Source organism: Massilicoli timonensis (assembly GCF_900199515.1).
Classification (GTDB): Bacteria; Bacillota_I; Bacilli_A; order Erysipelotrichales; family Erysipelotrichaceae; genus Massilicoli; species Massilicoli timonensis.
The window spans coordinates 1,614,288-1,631,661 of record NZ_LT963434.1; the positions used below are offsets into that span (position 1 = coordinate 1,614,288).

Annotated in this window: 18 protein-coding genes; 16 read left to right on the forward strand and 2 right to left on the reverse strand. The window is 44.4% G+C overall.

The features are described 5' to 3' along the window. The first annotated feature begins 88 nt into the window (after positions 1-88). The 7 genes from C1712_RS09985 (at position 89) to C1712_RS12760 (ending at position 8,261) form a co-directional block, all read left to right on the forward strand. Entirely contained in the window at positions 89-457 is a 369-nt protein-coding gene (locus tag C1712_RS09985; protein ID WP_102268890.1) for a nuclear transport factor 2-like protein, read from the forward strand. Between the two features lie 624 nt (positions 458-1,081). After that, positions 1,082-1,771 carry a cell division ATP-binding protein FtsE gene (gene ftsE, locus C1712_RS09995; RefSeq protein ID WP_102268892.1) on the forward strand — a complete coding sequence of 230 codons (690 nt, stop codon included), beginning with the start codon at positions 1,082-1,084 and terminating at the stop codon, positions 1,769-1,771. Next, positions 1,764-2,684, forward strand: a complete 921-nt coding sequence (gene ftsX / locus C1712_RS10000; RefSeq protein WP_102268894.1) for a permease-like cell division protein FtsX — start codon at positions 1,764-1,766, stop codon at positions 2,682-2,684. The genes ftsE and ftsX overlap by 8 nt, the downstream gene beginning before the upstream one ends. Further along, positions 2,681-4,078, forward strand: coding sequence for a murein hydrolase activator EnvC family protein (locus C1712_RS10005; RefSeq protein WP_102268896.1), 1,398 nt, complete (start codon positions 2,681-2,683; stop codon positions 4,076-4,078). The genes ftsX and C1712_RS10005 overlap by 4 nt, the downstream gene beginning before the upstream one ends. A gap of 277 nt (positions 4,079-4,355) precedes the next feature. Then, on the forward strand, positions 4,356-5,276 hold the full coding sequence (locus C1712_RS10010; protein ID WP_102268898.1) for a calcium/sodium antiporter: 921 nt from the start codon (positions 4,356-4,358) through the stop codon (positions 5,274-5,276). Positions 5,277-5,400: 124 nt separating this feature from the next. Further along, the gene (locus tag C1712_RS10015; RefSeq protein ID WP_102268899.1) at positions 5,401-6,825 is read left to right on the forward strand and encodes a DEAD/DEAH box helicase; all 1,425 of its coding nucleotides are present in this window, start codon (positions 5,401-5,403) and stop codon (positions 6,823-6,825) included. A gap of 215 nt (positions 6,826-7,040) precedes the next feature. After that, positions 7,041-8,261: a DUF4825 domain-containing protein gene (locus tag C1712_RS12760; protein WP_180963124.1), complete on the forward strand. Its 1,221-nt coding sequence runs from the start codon at positions 7,041-7,043 to the stop codon at positions 8,259-8,261. 101 nt (positions 8,262-8,362) lie between these two features. On the opposite strand, the gene C1712_RS10025 is transcribed toward C1712_RS12760, so the two are convergent. Together C1712_RS10025 and C1712_RS10030 are read right to left on the reverse strand one after the other, a co-directional pair. Continuing rightward, a complete protein-coding gene (locus C1712_RS10025) occupies positions 8,363-9,526 on the reverse strand; it encodes an aminotransferase class I/II-fold pyridoxal phosphate-dependent enzyme (RefSeq protein ID WP_102268901.1) in 1,164 nt (387 codons plus the stop codon). Continuing rightward, a complete protein-coding gene (locus C1712_RS10030) occupies positions 9,523-10,011 on the reverse strand; it encodes an Lrp/AsnC family transcriptional regulator (RefSeq protein WP_102268904.1) in 489 nt (162 codons plus the stop codon). The genes C1712_RS10025 and C1712_RS10030 overlap by 4 nt, the downstream gene beginning before the upstream one ends. Positions 10,012-10,386: 375 nt before the next feature. Between C1712_RS10030 and C1712_RS10035 the strand changes: the two genes are divergently transcribed. The 9 genes from C1712_RS10035 (at position 10,387) to dnaB (ending at position 17,364) form a co-directional block, all read left to right on the forward strand. Then, on the forward strand, positions 10,387-11,223 hold the full coding sequence (locus tag C1712_RS10035) for a hypothetical protein (protein ID WP_102268905.1): 837 nt from the start codon (positions 10,387-10,389) through the stop codon (positions 11,221-11,223). A 21-nt stretch (positions 11,224-11,244) separates the two neighbouring features. After that, positions 11,245-11,367, forward strand: coding sequence for a hypothetical protein (locus C1712_RS13125; RefSeq protein ID WP_256197870.1), 123 nt, complete (start codon positions 11,245-11,247; stop codon positions 11,365-11,367). A gap of 168 nt (positions 11,368-11,535) precedes the next feature. Further along, positions 11,536-11,829, forward strand: coding sequence for a 30S ribosomal protein S6 (rpsF, locus tag C1712_RS10040; RefSeq protein WP_102268907.1), 294 nt, complete (start codon positions 11,536-11,538; stop codon positions 11,827-11,829). Between the two features lie 15 nt (positions 11,830-11,844). After that, complete coding sequence (locus C1712_RS10045) at positions 11,845-12,348, forward strand: single-stranded DNA-binding protein (RefSeq protein WP_102268909.1); 504 nt, start codon at positions 11,845-11,847, stop codon at positions 12,346-12,348. Positions 12,349-12,362: 14 nt separating this feature from the next. Further along, positions 12,363-12,593 (forward strand): 30S ribosomal protein S18, encoded by a 231-nt coding sequence (rpsR, locus tag C1712_RS10050; protein ID WP_102268911.1) that lies wholly within the window; start codon positions 12,363-12,365, stop codon positions 12,591-12,593. Positions 12,594-12,706: 113 nt separating this feature from the next. Then, positions 12,707-13,627, forward strand: coding sequence for a DUF2232 domain-containing protein (locus C1712_RS10055; RefSeq protein WP_178200395.1), 921 nt, complete (start codon positions 12,707-12,709; stop codon positions 13,625-13,627). Beyond that, a complete protein-coding gene (locus C1712_RS10060) occupies positions 13,605-15,587 on the forward strand; it encodes a GGDEF domain-containing protein (RefSeq protein WP_102268914.1) in 1,983 nt (660 codons plus the stop codon). Before C1712_RS10055 ends, C1712_RS10060 begins: the two co-directional genes overlap by 23 nt. Then, a complete protein-coding gene (rplI, locus tag C1712_RS10065) occupies positions 15,565-16,017 on the forward strand; it encodes a 50S ribosomal protein L9 (protein ID WP_102268915.1) in 453 nt (150 codons plus the stop codon). Before C1712_RS10060 ends, rplI begins: the two co-directional genes overlap by 23 nt. A 9-nt stretch (positions 16,018-16,026) precedes the next feature. Continuing rightward, positions 16,027-17,364 (forward strand): replicative DNA helicase, encoded by a 1,338-nt coding sequence (gene dnaB / locus C1712_RS10070; protein WP_102268917.1) that lies wholly within the window; start codon positions 16,027-16,029, stop codon positions 17,362-17,364. Positions 17,365-17,374 lie beyond the last annotated feature (10 nt).

Here is a 17,374-nt window from a genome sequence, read left to right on the forward strand (position 1 = left end):
CGGATCGTCCCGGTCGAATAGGTATAAAAAAACAGGTGAAATACGATATAATAGGATCAACAAATACGAATTTGCGGAGGTGAGCTGTATGGATATCAAAAAATTCTTTGATGCTGTCATATCACAAAATGAGGAAGAATTGAAAAAGTATTTTCATAAAAATGCATGCATTAAATGGCATTGCACCAACGAACGATTTCATGTAGAGGAATATATAAAAGCAAATTGTGAGTACCCAAATGATTGGAATGGGGAAATAGAACGTATTGAAAAATTCAATGATACAGTGATTCTGGCTTGTAGAGTATTTCCTGTTGATAACAGTGCATCGTTTCATGTAGTAAGTTTTATTCGTATCAAAGATCATTTGATTGCAGAGATGGATGAATATTGGTCTGATGATGGAGCGGCGCCGGAATGGCGTAGAAAAATGAAGATAGGCACAACGATTAAATAAAACTCAGTTTGCATAACGCATTAACAACGGAATCATAGTTACATTTATAGCAGCACGATCGAGAAGGACTCCAGAAACGGACTTCCTTCTTTTCTTGTGCCTAAGATACAAAAGGGAATTTCTTTTATACTGATTACGATTACATTCACAACTGAATGACTTCTGGATATGTTCAGATAAAGCAGGCTGTATTTGCAAAGCATTCCAAAGAAAATGCCCTGCGATCAAATGCAACAAAAGGAGAAGCAAGAACTATGAACAGGCGTGATGATTCTTATTCAGCCCGAACAGGCAAAGCAGCTTTTATCGTCAATAGGAAGAAACCTTCGGAAACGGTGTTTCAAGAAAGATGTCGCCATAAGATGTCAGGGGATTTTCAGCGGATAAACAGGTAAGTTTAGAAGATTTGCGAAAATCACCCAGACAAATTCGATCCTGATGAAATGAATCACACAAAGCAAGTATTTCACGGAATAAATAACGATATCAAATAGCAATCAAACCATAAATCAGACAGAATTGTTTGATATGTAAAGAATTTCCTATGTGAAAATATGGGAAGGGGTAAAAAAAAGAAATGCTTTATGTTATAATACAAAAGATGGAATGAATAGGAGGGACGTTATGATTGTATTGGAGAACGTTTCCAAAGAATATAAAAACGGTGTTCATGCGCTTCGCAATGTGAATTTAACGATCGAAGACGCAGAATTTGTATATGTGATCGGTCCTACCGGATCGGGAAAATCCACTTTGATCAAACTGCTGGATGGGGAAGAGATCCCATCTTCTGGAAGAGTATTGGTCGATGATGTCGATGTCGGGAAGTTAAAGCATGCAAAAGTGCCGATTTATCGGCGCAATATCGGTGTCGTGTTTCAGGATTTCCGTTTGTTGCCGAGCATGACGGTGTTTGAAAACATCGCTTTTGCGATGGAGTGTGTCGGCGAAAGCAAAGTGAATATTCGCAAGCGGGTAAGAGAAGTGCTGGAACTTGTTTCCCTTTCTGATAAAGCCAAAGCCTTTCCAAGCGAACTTTCAGGCGGTCAGCAGCAGCGTGCGACGATCGGCAGAGCCATCGCCAATCGCCCTAAGGTTTTGATCGCCGATGAACCGACCGGCAATCTCGATCCGGAAAAATCCATTGAGATCATGGAACTGCTGGAGCGCATCAACGAGGAAGAACATACGACGATCCTGATGGTAACGCATGACAGCACCATCGTAAATAAGTTAAAAAAACGCACCATTGCTTTAGAGGAAGGCTATATCGTTGCGGATATCATGAAGGGAGGCTATTTGCAGCATGATTAAACTGATCAAAAGCATCCCGTTTCATGTGAAATCAGCAGGCAAGAGCGTTATCCGTCATCTTGCTTTGACAATTTCCAGCTCCTCGGCAGTCATGGTTACCTTATTACTGATGTCTTTGTTTTTGCTGATCGCCGGCAACATCGGCGCATTTACCAAAAACATTGAAGAAGGACTGGGCATATTAGCAGAAATTGATGACAGTGTGAGCGAGCAGGCAGATTTAGATGCGCTGCAGCAGGAAATCGAAGCACTGCCGCATGTAGAAGCCGTGTCCTTTTCTAGTAAAGATGAACAGTTAGACCGCTTTATCAGCAATCAGGACAAATCGGCACAATCTCTGTATGAAGCTTATCGCGGAGAAGGAAATCCGCTGCATGCGGCTTTCGATGTATCGGTGGATGATGGAAAAAACTTAGAAACGGTGCAGAAAGCACTTGAGAAAATGGAAGGCAGGATCGTAAAGGCTGATTTTGGCGGAACGACGACTTCTGATCTGGTAGATGGATTGTCCACGGTCCGCATTGCCGGAGGGGCGCTTACCTTGGTATTAAGCTGTCTGGCGATCTTCTTGATTTCCAATACGATCAAAACGACGATTTACAGCCGCAGTCATGAAATTGCGATCATGCGTAATGTCGGTGCGACAAACGGCTTTATTAAAATGCCGTTTATGATCGAAGGCATGATCATCGGACTGATCGGCGCAATCATTCCGATGCTGATCACTTTCTTCGGTTATCGCTATTTATATGGTGTTACCGGTGGTAAAGTGCTGAGCAGTGCCATGTTTACGCTGCAGCCGATCTATCCGTTTGTGCTTCAGGTTTGCGGATTGCTGTTATTAGCGGGTATCGTGGTCGGCTTGGTAGGCAGCTTCCTTGCGGTTACAAAGTATTTGAGGTGGAAACGATGAAAATACAGGCAAGATGGAAAGGCAAAACACATTTCGTTAAAAAAGCAGGCACATTGGCTGTGGCATCTGCGCTTTTGTTGTTAGTGCCGGGGGCAGTTGAGATCGTACAGGGAAACAGCAAGTTTGAAGGCAATGAAGACTATTGGCGCAATTATTGTTCGCAGACCTTTTCTTCCGCAGCAGATGCACAGGAATGCTATGAGTTTCAAAGTTACCTCTCACAAAAAAGCAGCAGTTTGAACAGCTTAAATAAAGAGATCGACAATAAGATCGCAGCGCTGCAAAGCGATTTGAGCGTGATCGAGCAGGAAGCGCTCAGTCTACAGGAAGAATTAGACGGTCTTGATGCGGAAATCGCATCATTAGAAAGCGATATTGCCGCACTGGAAGCACAGGTTTCCGCACTGGAAACACAAATTCAGGAAAATACGGAAGCCATCAAGAAAAAAGATGATGATATCAAAGCCCGTATGGTCAATTCACAGTCATTTGTCAATACCAACGGTTATATTGACTTTATTATGGGTGCAACTGATTTTACGGATCTGTTAGAGCGCATCAGCATCATGGATCAAATTACGACCTATGAAAATGAGCAGATCGAATCGCTGAATGAAGATATCAAAAAACTGGATAACGATAAAAAAGAAGTAGAGCGTCAGCAGGAGCTGGTCGATCTGCAAAAAGCGGATATTGAAGTAAAAAGAGAAGAAATCGCTGCGAAAAAGCGTTATCAGGATAAACTGATCGAAGAAGGACATCGCAAAGAAGCAGATCTTTACAACCAGATCTTGCAGAATGAGGAAGAGATGAACAAAATCATCGCCAGCATTCCGAAGATCACGATTGATGACGGTACACTGCCGCCTTCTTCAAATGGTTGGGGCAGAGTGGTCAGCGGTTATCGCAGTGCCGGTACTTGGGCATATGATGATGGCGGCTTCCATCCCGGACTGGATATTGCCGGCGCTGTCGGCAGTCCGATTACGGCACCGATCAACGGCGTCATCGGCTATACACGCGACGGCTATCCGACATATGGACATTTAGGAAATGCAGCCGGTTATGCGAATATGATCGTCATGGTCGGTGAAGTAAACGGCAGGACCTACGGCGTTTTGGTCGGCCATCTGATGTTAAATGGAATTGCGGTTACACCGGGTCAGATCGTTTCACAGGGACAAACGATCGGTTATCGCGGCAGTTCCGGCAATTCCACCGGTCCGCATACCCATATCGAAGTGTATGATCTGGGAACGGTCGGCATCAACGGCGGCCTGCAGATCTTACAGAGCAGAGGCTATAACTTCGGGGTTTACTACAATGCAAGCAGCCAGTGTGAATATAAAGCACCGGTATGCCGTTTAAGACCGGAATACTATGTCGTATATTAAGATAGGAAACAGGCAGGGTGTCACAGCATCCTGCTTGCTTTATCCTAAGAATGCAAATGATGCCCGATGGAGCGTTAATTAAAATTTTACTTGCCTTCTTTTGTAAAAAACAATATAATACTTTCGTATAAAAGGGAGTAGTTTGCATTCATCCGTGAATGTGATATAAATCGTCATCACGTTGTAAAACCGGTTTATTTCATAAGAAACAAGACTTTTATCACTTTTTCGTGATGGAAGTCTTTTTTGATTTCCGATCGCGGGTCAGGAGGGAATTATGGTTTATTTATTATTGGTTGTCGGTTTTTTGCTTTTGATCAAAGGGGCTGATTTATTTGTAGAAGGGAGCGCATCATTGGCACGTATTTGGAAAGTGCCTTCGCTGATCATCGGCTTAACGATCGTGGCGATGGGAACAAGTGCGCCGGAAGCCTCTGTCAGTATTACTGCCGGTCTGGCGGGAAACAATGATATTGCGATCGGCAATATCGTCGGTTCCAATATTTTTAACGGTATGGTAGTAGTTGGCGTATGTGCGATGCTTGCGGCGTTTGCGGTTGATCGTAAGCTCTTGATACGTGATATTCCGGTGTCATTAGGTGCGGCGCTCTTTCTTTTGTTTTGTATGATCGACTTGCAGTTAAGCAGATTAGAAGGACTGATCCTGATCGTGATGATGGGCGGTTATCTCATTTGGACGATCATGGACGCACTTTCAAATCGTCATAAGGAAACAGCACAGGAACATACCCGTTCAATCGGGCAGTCGCTGCTGTTCATTGCGGTCGGTTTGGTCATGATCATCGGCGGCGGCAATTTAGTCGTTACCAATGCCAGTGAGATCGCGCAGGTATTCGGAGTCAGCCAAAATCTGATCGCTCTCACGATCGTAGCGATCGGCACCTCTTTGCCGGAGCTGGTTACATCGATCGTCGCATCGCGAAAAGGTGAACATGGTTTAGCACTGGGCAATGCCATCGGTTCCAACATCTTCAATATTTTATTCATTTTAGGAATGTCTGCAGCGCTGTCGCCGATCCCGGTATCACAAGAATCCATTTACGATACACTCGTATTGATCGCAGTTACATTGATGCTACTGTTCTTTGCGGCCACGCGCAAGCAGTTTTCAAAAAAAGAAGGATTGATTTGTGTACTGGTATACCTCATCTATACAGCCTATATCATCATGCGATAAGAGCGGGATTGAAAAATCCCCTTTTTCTTTGCCGAATGATCTATGATACAATAAGAAAAAGAAAGGAATTCATGTAACGGATGTCAGTGCAGTCGATTACATGACATAGGAAGTGGAAATTACAATGAGATTTCAAGATCTAGGTATCAGTGAAGAAGTGATCAGAGCATTAACCAAGCTGCATTATCAAAAGCCATTGCCGATCCAGGAGATGACGATTCCACATTTGCTTGCCAAAGAGGATGTCGTGATCCGCTCTCAAACAGGAAGTGGGAAAAGCGCTGCTTTTTTGATCCCAACGATTCAAACGATCGACTGGGATTTAGGAAAAGTACAGACTTTGGTGATCGCCCCGACAAGAGAATTGAGCTTACAGCTGATAGAAGAAGCAGATGCCATTGGTCTTTATCGCCGTATCCGCAGCGTACTGCTAAATGGAAAAGCCAAATACGAACCGCAGATCCAGCGCCTAAAACGAGCGCATCTTGCCATCGGTACGCCGGGACGTATTCGGGATCATATCGAAAGAGGAACGCTGGATCTCAGCGCTTTACGCTATCTGGTATTAGATGAAGCAGACGTATTGCTGGATATGGGTTTTTTGGCGCTCATTCAGCAGATCATGGAAAAAGTGCCCGAAAGCTGTACGATCGCGCTTTGCTCAGCGACCATTGATGAATCGTTAGAAGAACTGATCCATACTTATTTGCACGATCCCCGCATGCTTTCTAATGAAATGAGAGAAATGCAGTTAAAACAGTTTGTCTGTCCGCTAAAAGAAAGCGATAAATTCACCGTGCTGTGTAATTATGCGATCGAAAAGCAGGCGGAAAGCATCATTGTTTTTTGTAATCGCAGAGAGAGTGTAGAACAGTTGTATCGGAAAATGTGTGCGCATCAGATCAGTGCGGTCCACGTGCATGGCGGTTTATTGCAAAAAGAACGCTATGAAGCGATAGAGGCGTTTCGCAAAGGACATTACCGCTTTTTGATTGCCAGTGATGTGGCAGGCAGAGGACTGGATATTGCCGATGTGCAGTTGGTGGTGCAGTATGAGCTGTCAGACGATCTGCGTAAATACATTCACCGTATCGGCAGAAGCGCCCGTTTAGATCAGGCGGGAGAGAGCTTGGTGCTGTTAAGCGATCAGCAGCAAAACATTTGGGAAGCGATCTTGCCGACCCTTACAAAACAGCCGCAGCTTTTATCCACCGCTCATTATTTGCGGGAAATCAATGGTGCGGCACTATCTGCACCGGCTACGAAGAAACAGAAAAAAAGTGAATTGGTGCGAAATGATGTCGTTACGTTATATCTGCACGGTGGAAAGGATAAAAAGATCCGCATTGGCGATATTGTCGGTGTTCTCTGCCAAAAAGCAGCGCTGCAGGCGGAAGATATCGGCGTGATTGAAGTACGGCAGCACGGCAGTTATGTAGAAATATTAAACGGTAAAGGCACAGAAGCCTATCACGCTTTACAAAACACCACGATCAAAAAGAAAAAGATACGAGTCGAATATGCACAGAAAAGCAAAAATGAACGATGATGCGCCGCGTGATCTTCATTCACAGCCGCTTATGAACCGTTAAAAGAAGTGATCACAATTTATAAACTGAACATGCGCATATACAAGATGTTTCTTTGATCACAATACGATCTTTTGCGTGCAGGAACACGAAAAACCTGTAAATTCTACCTTTGGTTCCTGTGCACATATTCTTTTTCAAGATACCATAGCAGTGTAAAGAAAGAGGTGTTTTGATGAATCAGAAAAAAATCGGACAATTCATAGCGGAAAACAGAAAAAAACAAAAGATGACCCAGGCCGAACTGGCAACAAAGCTTGGGGTAAGCGATCGTTCCGTATCAAAATGGGAAACGGGCAGATGTATGCCGGACCTGTCTTTGTTTGAACCGCTGTGTGCACAGCTTGACATTACGATCAATGAATTATTGAGCGGTGAAAAGATAAAAACCGAAGAGTATCAAAATGAATTAGAAAAAAATATCATCAATACGATCGATTATTCACAGAAGCAGATCGAGGATGAAAAATGGAAACGATCCTATGTCGTTATGATCATCGGCATCCTGTTCTGCATGAGTGCCTTTATCGTTTTTGAAGCAGAAAGCAGTTGGAGTAGTATATATTCTCTGATCGGCATAATGATCTTTGTGAGCGGTCTTTATCACGCACTGAAAATAAAAAACAAAGGCAAGAAGCTGGGAATTTCCGCTTTGGCCTTTTTCCTGATCCTTTCCCTATTCTATGTTGTTGATTATATCAGTGTTACTTCCTTTCATCGCCCGCCGATCTACCGCTATATGACAAGCACCAACTGGCAAAGTGATGCCAAGATCATCACTTATCACAGCTTCTTTTATGATGTATATCGAATCAATGCGGATACGCCAAATGAATACTATATCGTAGATACAGGGAAAACCTATCGTTCCTCACCGCTTCCGATCATGCCTTTTCAGATGGAGAAAAGCGGCATTGCACACATCATTCGCTATCAAGCTCCATACATCGGTGATAACACCAACATCGGCAACCTGCTTTCTTGTTTGCCTTTATCGGAATTCGGCTATGTCTTTGAAATAGATGATGTTGATCATGGCTTGATCGTAGACTATCATACGACTGACTGGTATGCCAATGAAAATCAATATGTCGATAAAGCGCTGCTTTACAATGCGGTATCGCTCTTTCTGCTGATCGATAATCTCGAATCCGTTACCTTCCATTTCAGCGGAGGATCTTATCAAACAAATCGAGCAGTCATAGAGAACGCATACCCAAGCTATTTTGAAATATTGGCAGAGGAACAGCTCGACAAAGCGAAGTTCCATGAATATGTGGAAAACAAGATGAATGATACTGATTTTGTGGAAGGAGTTTTCGCTAAGTGTTTTACCCAGCATGCGAATGAAATCAGTTCATTTGTAAAACGGCCCTATGTGAAAAAACTACTTTGATCTTATTGGAACAAAGATCAGCGGCTGTAAAAAAACGGTCGATCGGAAGTGATGACTTTCCGGACGAACCGTTTTTTCTGTTTGTATCTCATGTGAAGCAATCAGCGAAACTGCTGTATAAATACGGCAATTCGTTCTAATGCGGTTTTGATCTGTTCTAAGCTTGCGGCATAAGAAACACGAATATAGCCTTCTCCCGCTTCTCCGAATGCAGTGCCCGGTACGACCGCGACCTTTTGTTCCGTCAATAGTCTTTCGCAAAACTCTTCACTTGTCAAACCGGTGCTTTTGATACAAGGGAAAATGTAAAATGCACCTTGCGGCATATGCGTCGGCAAACCGATCCGCTCAAAGCCTTTTACGATGAAATTGCGGCGGTTTTGATAAGATGCCCGCATTTCCTCTACATGTTCTTCGCCATGGCGCAGCGCTTCGATTGCACCGTACTGTGCTGCGGTCGGCGCCGACATGATAATGAACTGATGGATCTTATTCATCGCTTTGGTAAAGGTTTCGTTGGCAATGACATAGCCAAGCCGCCATCCCGTCATGGCAAACGCTTTTGAGAACCCGCTGATCAAAATGACCTGATCCTTGATAGAAGGAAAGTTGGCGAGCGAGGCATGCTTTGTATCGTAAGACAATTCCGCATAGATCTCATCACTGATCACGATCAGATGATGCGCTTCAATGATCGGCACCAGTTTTTCATAATCCTCGTAAGTCATGACCCCGCCGGTAGGATTGCTTGGGAAATTCAACAATACGGCTTTTGTCTTTGGGGTAATAGCAGAACGCAGCGCTTCCGGCGTTAGCTTGAACTGATCTTCTTCCTTTAATTCCACGAAAACCGGCTTTCCGCCTGTAAGCTGTACGCCCGGCTCATAAGCGACATAGTTTGGCTGCATCAAAATGACTTCATCGCCCGGATTTACGATCGCCCGCAGTGCAATGTCGATGCCTTCGCTGCCGCCGACCGTTACGACCACATTGGCATCAGGCTGATAGTCTAACTGAAAGCGCCGCTTCATATAACGGCAGATCTCCACACGCAGCTCCTTCAGCCCCTGATTGGCAGTATAAAACGTTTTGCCGCTCTCAATCGAATAAATGGCGGCTTCACGAATGTGCCATGGCGTATCAAAATCAGGTTCCCCGACGCCTAACGAGATCACATCATCCATTGCGGAAGCCAAATCGAAAAACTTGCGGATGCCGCTGGGTTTGATCGCTTTTACTTTATCAGAAAGATATTGTTTCATCATGGTGTAACGACCAGCCTTTCACTTGGTTTATCATCATCCTCCAAAGCGATCCCGTTCACCTTGTACTCTTTCAAGACAAACAAGGTAACCGTTGATTTTACCTGCTCGATGCAGGCAAGCTTTGCCCCGACAAAATTAGAGATCTCCTGCATCGTCTTGCCGTAGATGATCACGATAAATTCACTGCGCCCGCTCATCAAATACATCGTATCCACTTCCGGATAACGATAAATATTCTTTGCGACCCGATCGTAGCCGAACTCCCGTTCCGGTGTAACGCCGACCTCGATCATTGCCATGACCCGCTCCTGATTGGCTTTATCCCAATTCACGACCGTGTGATAACCGCAAATGATCTTTTCCTTTTCCAGTTCGCTCATCTCATGGATGACACTTGCTTCATCTGCCAATAAAATATCAGCCAGATCCTTCGTATCCATGCGTGCGTTTTTTTCTAACAGTGATAATAATACATTCCGTTCCATTCTTTCACCTGCTCTTCCAATTATATTTATGTATATTCTATACCATTTTAGAAGGAAAGAAAATATAAATCGTGAAAGAGTTGCGGCTATTGAAAATAACCTACGGAATCGATCTGCACGACGTTCTCTTCTAATGAAAGAAATATAAAAAATAGAATTTTTCACAAATAGGAAAGAGTTAATGAGCGAAAAAAGAAGAAATGTGATGTGCGCCGTCTGCACGAAGAATGAGATGTTACAAAAAAAATAAATTGTAAACCGGTTTAATGAAATCGCTTACATTTTGGTATTGAAAATTTATAGAAACAATGCAATAATATACATACACAGTAATCCTATCAGCGAAGATAAAACCGGATAGAAAAGGGTGATGTTATGGCAATTTATGATGTATTGTGCACGATCTCCCATGAAAAAGAAACGGCACAATGTCACTTTAACGGCTACCTAGAAGATTATTTGACACTTCTGGAACAACAGGAAGGCAATCAAACCATTCGTGAAATCCTGGAACAGATCTCAAAATTAGATGAAAGTTTGAAAATATGTGTGGGATTACAGTTGTCGATCAATCAGAAAGCAATCGCAAATCAGATCATTCGCTATAAAGACGCATTCAAATTACATGCGGATGCGATCGTTTGTCCTTATATCATATATGGATATAAAAACGAACGTCAGTATGCGATGATTTTATGTGAAGGAGGACGCGAGCAGTATATTTATGCAAAGGCATTTTATTATGTCATCAGTGAACCGGACAATCAGTTTGAAGGCTCCCGCAATGAAATGATCGCTTTATGTGTGAATAGGGAAAATATGGAACTGAGCGTAGAATGTGCGTCGCGCTTCTTTGAAAAAGGTGAAAAGGCGGGCTTTGTTCAGCGAATGCTGGATCGCAAGCTGTTTTCCAATTATCAGGAAATGTATGATCTGGCTAAGGAGATGGGAGAAACGCTGCAGGCAGAAGCCGCAGACCGATTGGCATCCGGTAATAAGGAAAAAACGATTTATGAGCTGATCGCAAAGTGGTTCCTGCTGAAGAAATTTTGTTATGTGCAGTATATGATGGATAAGCATGTTCTGCACCATGTGCATGAGGACAATCTGAAAAAGCAGCGGCAGGCGGCGAAGGAACTGTGTGATCGTATCAAATTCATCTCTTTTTCGCAGATGTGGCGTTTCGGTGAAGAAAGCATAAAAGATAGATGAATAAAGGAAAAGAGGAAGCAGATGAAAGCAGGAAGATTTATGGCGATCATCTGCTTTTGTCCTGTTAAGGAAAAAGGAGTCGAAATGCTTGGAAGCGATAAAAGCGCTTTTTTGAAGCAAAGTGATGAAAGGGATCATCGTTAGGAAAAAACGATAAAATTGGCGCTTAAAAAGCTGTGGATAAATCAAAGAAATAACAGAAAATCTCTTTACTTACACTACATTCAATGCTATAATCTTAGAACGAGTAGAAATCTCTACTCCTTGCTCTTATTTAGATAAGGGCCATATAGACCATAAGGAGGTGTAGCTATGAAGAAGTATGAAATCATGTATATCATCAAGCAGGATCTGGATGAAGCAGCACGTAATGAAGTAATCGCGTCACTGCACGGCATCATCGAAAACCACGGCGGCAGCATTGATAATGTTGATGAGTGGGGCATGAAAGAATTTGCTTACGAGATCGACCACATGAAAAAAGGCTACTATGTTGTGATCAACGCATCTGCTACCAATGAAGGTATCGCGGAATTTGATCGTTTGACACGTATCAACAACAATGTAGTGCGCCATATGATCATCAAAATGCAGGGCGAAGAATAAGAAGGGATGATGTAAATGATTAACCGTGTCGTATTGGTAGGAAGATTAACCAAAGATCCAGTATTACGCAAGACACCGTCAGGTGCATCAGTCGTATCCTTCACCGTTGCCTGCAATCGCCGTGTGCAGACACAGGAGCAGTCAGCGGATTATATCAACTGCGTGGCATGGAATAAAGTTGCGGAGCTGATGGCGCAATATCTGCATAAAGGATCGCTGATCGGCTTGGAGGGAAGAATCCAGACGAGAAGCTATGATGATCAAACAGGCAGACGTGTTTATGTGACAGAAGTCTTGGCAGACAATGTGCAGTTTTTAGAGCCGAAAGGCGCAAGAAGTGAAGGCGCATCGAACTATGTGCCGAATCAAAACGCATACGGCGCGCAGAACTACAATAACAATCAGTTTGCGCAGAATGAATTTGCACAGCAGCCGGCATTCCAGAATGCAAATGACTTCTCACAGGATTATGCAAGCAGCGACACGCTGGATATTTCCAGTGATGACCTGCCGTTTTAAGAAAGGAGATTACTATGGCATATAGAAAACAGCGTATGGGACGTAAAAAAGTATGTTACTTTACGAAAAACCATATCGAATATATCGACTATAAAGACGTTGAATTGTTAAAGCGTTTTATTTCCGCTAACGGGAAGATCATTCCTAGACGCGTAACCGGAACGCGCGCAAAATATCAGCGCATGCTGGCGACTGCGATCAAACGCGCTCGTCAGATGGCTCTGTTACCTTACGTAGCAGAATAAGAAAAAGAAGGGAAACCGTCATCGATCTGGTGGCGGTTTTTGCACATTATGATCCTATCCAAAACCTGTCTTATCAGCAGGAAAATCATTTCGATACAGAAAGGAGAATGCTTATGAATCAAAGCGTGCGCCGCATCAGCGAAGGAGCGATGATGGTGGCAATGGTCGGCTTGGTGCTGTTTTTCAACCGTCAGACAGCCGGTATGTTTGAGTATCTGTTTTACTGGCTGCTCAGTTTTCCGATTTTGATCTATACTGCCAAATATGGGTTAAAAGCAGCGCTCATTCCCGCTTTCAGCATGCTGGTCCTGAGCCTTATCCTTTCTGTACCGACGACCGTTTTTTATTTGGTATCCGCCTTGATCGTCGGACTGTTTTACGGCTGCGGTGTCAAAAAACAATTAGAGAATCGTGTACTGTTGGGCGCTACGATCTTCTTTACCTTTCTTTCTTATCTGGTAACGACGGTATTGCTTGCACAGGTATTCGGCTATGGCAGCGATGATGTGGAAATGCTGATCGAGCTGTTTCAGTTATTGGAGATCAGCGTACCGGCACAGATTGCCAAGATCGCTTTGTGGGTGTCTGTATTTTTGGCATTGGTCATGAGCGTATTAGAAGCGCTTTGTATCCATCTGCTTGCGATCCTATTATTAAAACGCTTGAAAATAGCAGAAATTCGGACAAAAACGGTCATTGATCTGCAATTTCCCAAATGGTTCGGTGTGATTTCCATTATTGTTATACTTCTATTTCTAGGCAGAAATATGTTAGAATTAAATAGTGAAGCTGCGGCACTCTTAAGTCTTGCGATGCTGGCTGTCAGTGTGATCGCTTTAGCGAATGGCTGCATGTACTTAATGTGTATCTTATTGCTTGCAGGAAGAAAAAAATGGGTGTTTATTCTGCCGCTTATGGCGATTACCCCGATCATTCAGTATATCATCTTGTTTTTCGGCATTTATGACATGCTCATCGGCGGAAAACAGATCTTGAAGGAGGCGGTGCAAAATGGAACGATTAGAAAACCTTAAATTACAGATTGCCGTGATCGTCATTGCGGAAATCGTCATGCTGCTGGTGATGTATCTGGTAGGCTTTCAGGAAACGGTGAAGCCGTTGGCACTGTTTATGGTATTCAACATCGTTGTGGTCATCTGGATCTTATATTCTCTGCAAAAAGAGAAAGAGAACCGTGATATTGACATTTCCCGTATTTTAGGAAAAGATGCGAAAGACGCGTTTGTGTTTGGCCAGATCGGGATCATCACTTATGATGATAATTTTGTCGTAACCTGGGTCAATGAATTTATGATGCAGCGGGAATTAAAATTGGTAGGAAAAAAAGTAACGTCTTGGATCCCGGATCTGCATGTGCTGTTAAACGGAGAAAGCGACAGCATTGTCGGCGCTTATGAAGATCAGACATATGAAGTAACGCATAAGGAAAACGGACATGTGCTGTATGTGCGTGATATTACCGAAATCACTGCGCTGCGCAAGCTGCAGAAAGATGAGGAAGTCGTGATCGGGCTGATCCATCTGGATAATTACATGGATATTTCTCAATATGAGGATGAAACCAAGATGGCGCTGATCAACACCAATCTGCGGCAGGCAGTCGTGGAATGGGCGAAGGGATATGGCATGTTGATCCGCCGTCTGCGCAGCGATCGCTTTTTGGTCGTATTGGATAAGGCAATCTATGAAAAGATCTTAGAGGATAAGTTTTCGATCTTAAACAAGATCAGAAACAATGCCGATGAAATAGATGTTGCGATTACGCTCAGCATGTCGTTTGCGGGAGGCACCAGCGATTATCAGGAACTGGATACGATGGTAAACGACTTGTTAGAACTGGCGCTTTCTCGCGGCGGCGATCAGGTGGCGGTAAAGCGTTATGGTGAAAACGTGCGTTATTTCGGCGGCAATTCCGAAGCCAAAGAAAAGCGAAGCAGAGTGCGGGTGCGGGTCATGGCACAGGCGATCCGGGAAACGATCGAGGACAGTGAACGTGTTTTTATCGTCGGACATCGGCTGATGGATTTCGACTGTATGGGCAGTGCGCTGGGCATGTCGCGCATCGTACAGGCCTATGGACGCAAGTGCTACATCGTTTCTAAAAGCGGTGGGATCGAAGAACAGTTAAATGATGCGCTGCACACCTTCAACGAAGCGCTGGGGGCAAGGCATCAGTTTATCAGCGATATGGAAGCCTGCAAGATGGCTGATGCACAGGATCTGGTGATTGCGGTCGATCACCATAATCCGGATCAGTGCGGGGCGCCGGATATCCTGCGGCAACAAAAGCGTAAGATCGTGATCGATCATCATCGACGCAGTGAAAACTTCATTGATGATCCATTGCTTGTCTATGTGGAAACCGGTGCCAGCAGCGTAAGTGAATTGATTACCGAGCTGTTGCCGTACCAAACCAATAAAGTGCATTTGAGCGAAGAAGAAGCGACGATCATGTACCTCGGTATTTTGATTGATACCAATCGGTTCAAAGCGAGAACCGGATCGCGTACGTTTGAAGCGGTGGCACAATTGAAAAAGCTGGGGGTAGATTCGATCAAAGCGGAAAATCTGCTGAAGGAAAACTTTGAAGAATTTGAAGAGCGGGCACAGATCATGAAATATGCAAAACGCTTTCACGAACATATCGTGATTGCCTGTGTCAGCGATAACCGGATCTTGAATCGCACGATGCTTTCCAAGGTCGCGGATAATTTACTGAATATCAAAGGGGTGGACGCAAGTTTTGTACTGGCCCGCACCGATGAGAAAAATGTGGCAATTTCCGCACGCAGCAGCGGCAGTATCAATGTGCAGATCATTATGGAAGCGATGCAGGGCGGCGGTCATTTCTCGGCGGCGGCGCTGCAGCGGGAAAGCGATGATATTGCGTCGGTAAATGCGGAACTGGAAGCGACGATAGAAGCATATTTAACCAGAAAGGATGAAGAAAATGAAAGTAATTCTGTTAAGTGATGTGAAGAAAGTAGGAAAAAAAGGGGAACTGGTCGAAGTGGCAGACGGCTATGCACGCAACTTTTTGATTCGCCAGCGATTGGCGGTAGAAGCGACCAAACGCTCTTTGGAAATACGCGATGAACAAAAATTACAGGAACAGCTGCATGAAAAGGAGTTAGAAGCGCAGGCGGAGGAGCTGAAAAAGAAACTGGATATGATCAAGGTACATTTTACTTTGAAGCAGGGACAGGACGGCCGCATCTTCGGTTCTATTTCCACGAAACAGCTGGCGGAAGGCATGATGAAGCAGCATGGCATTGCGATCGACAAACGCAAGATCTTGGGAATCAGCAGCGTCGATGCGCTGGGCGACAGCGATGTCAAGATCGACTTGTATCACAATAAGGTGATCGGTACGATCCATGTGCATGTCGCGCCTAAGCAATAGGTGAAGCATATGAGCAAAGAATTACCGCACAGTACGGAAGCGGAGCAGGCGATCCTCGGCTCCATGCTGGTATATCCAAGCGTAACCCGTACGATCTATGATCAGGGCTTGCATAAAGAGGATTTTTATTTAGATATTCATCAGCGCATTTTTCAGGAAATGATGTATCTGGTGGATCATGGCAAACCGGTCGATGTAACCGGGCTTATCACAAGGCTGAGCGACAGCGATCAGTTAAATCTGGTCGGAGGCGCCGATTATATCATCAAGCTTTCGGATACCGCAGTATCGGCTGCCAATAGCAATTACTATATTGAACTGATCCAGAATCGCGCCCATCTAAGACGGCTGATCGATACAGCGGAGAAAATCGCCGCTGATGGCTTTGCGGCAGGCGATGAAGTGGATGCGGTCATGGATGAAGCAGAAAAACGGATCTTGCAGGTAACAAGAAATCGCCGTGGCAGTGAATTCAAAACAAGCCGCGAAGTCGTAAATGAAGTCATCCATGAAATTATGAAGCTGCGCGCCAGTGATGACCGCGTAACCGGAATCAAAACCGGCTATACCGAATTAGATAAGAAAACCAACGGCTTTCAGCGCGGCGATCTCATTATCTTAGCAGCGCGTCCGGCGATGGGGAAAACCGCTTTCGCACTGAATCTGGCCCTGAATGTTGCACAGTTAAACAGTCAGGCTACCGCGATCTTTTCTCTAGAAATGGGTGCGGATCAGCTGATGAAGCGTATTTTGTCCTGTAAAAGCCAGGTGGAATCCAGTAAACTGCGTTCCGGTTATCTGCGTGATGATGAGTTCAGCGCCTTAAATGAAAGCGCCAATGAATTGATGCATACAAAACTGTATATCGACGATTCGGCAGCGATCAAAATGGCAGAGATCCACGCGAAATGCCGAAAGCTGAAAGCAGAGCAGGGACTGGATCTGGTCGTGATCGATTATTTGCAGCTGATCAGCGGCAGCGGCAAAGGCAACGGCGACAATCGCCAGCAGGAAGTATCGGAGATTTCCCGATCCTTAAAGATCATGGCAAAAGAATTAAATGTCCCGGTCATTGCTTTATCCCAGCTTTCCCGCAGCGTGGAAGCACGAAAAGACGACAAACGGCCGATGCTTTCCGATCTGCGCGAATCCGGGGCGATCGAGCAGGATGCCGATATCGTATTATTCTTGTACCGCGATGCCTACTATGCAAAGCCGGATGAGGCAAACGAACAGACCTTAGACAATACGGAGATCATTTTCGCCAAACACCGTAACGGTGCAACCGGCAGCGTCATGCTCGCCTTCAACAAGGCGATTTCCGCATTCTATAACATTGCGGCGTAAAAATAGGGAA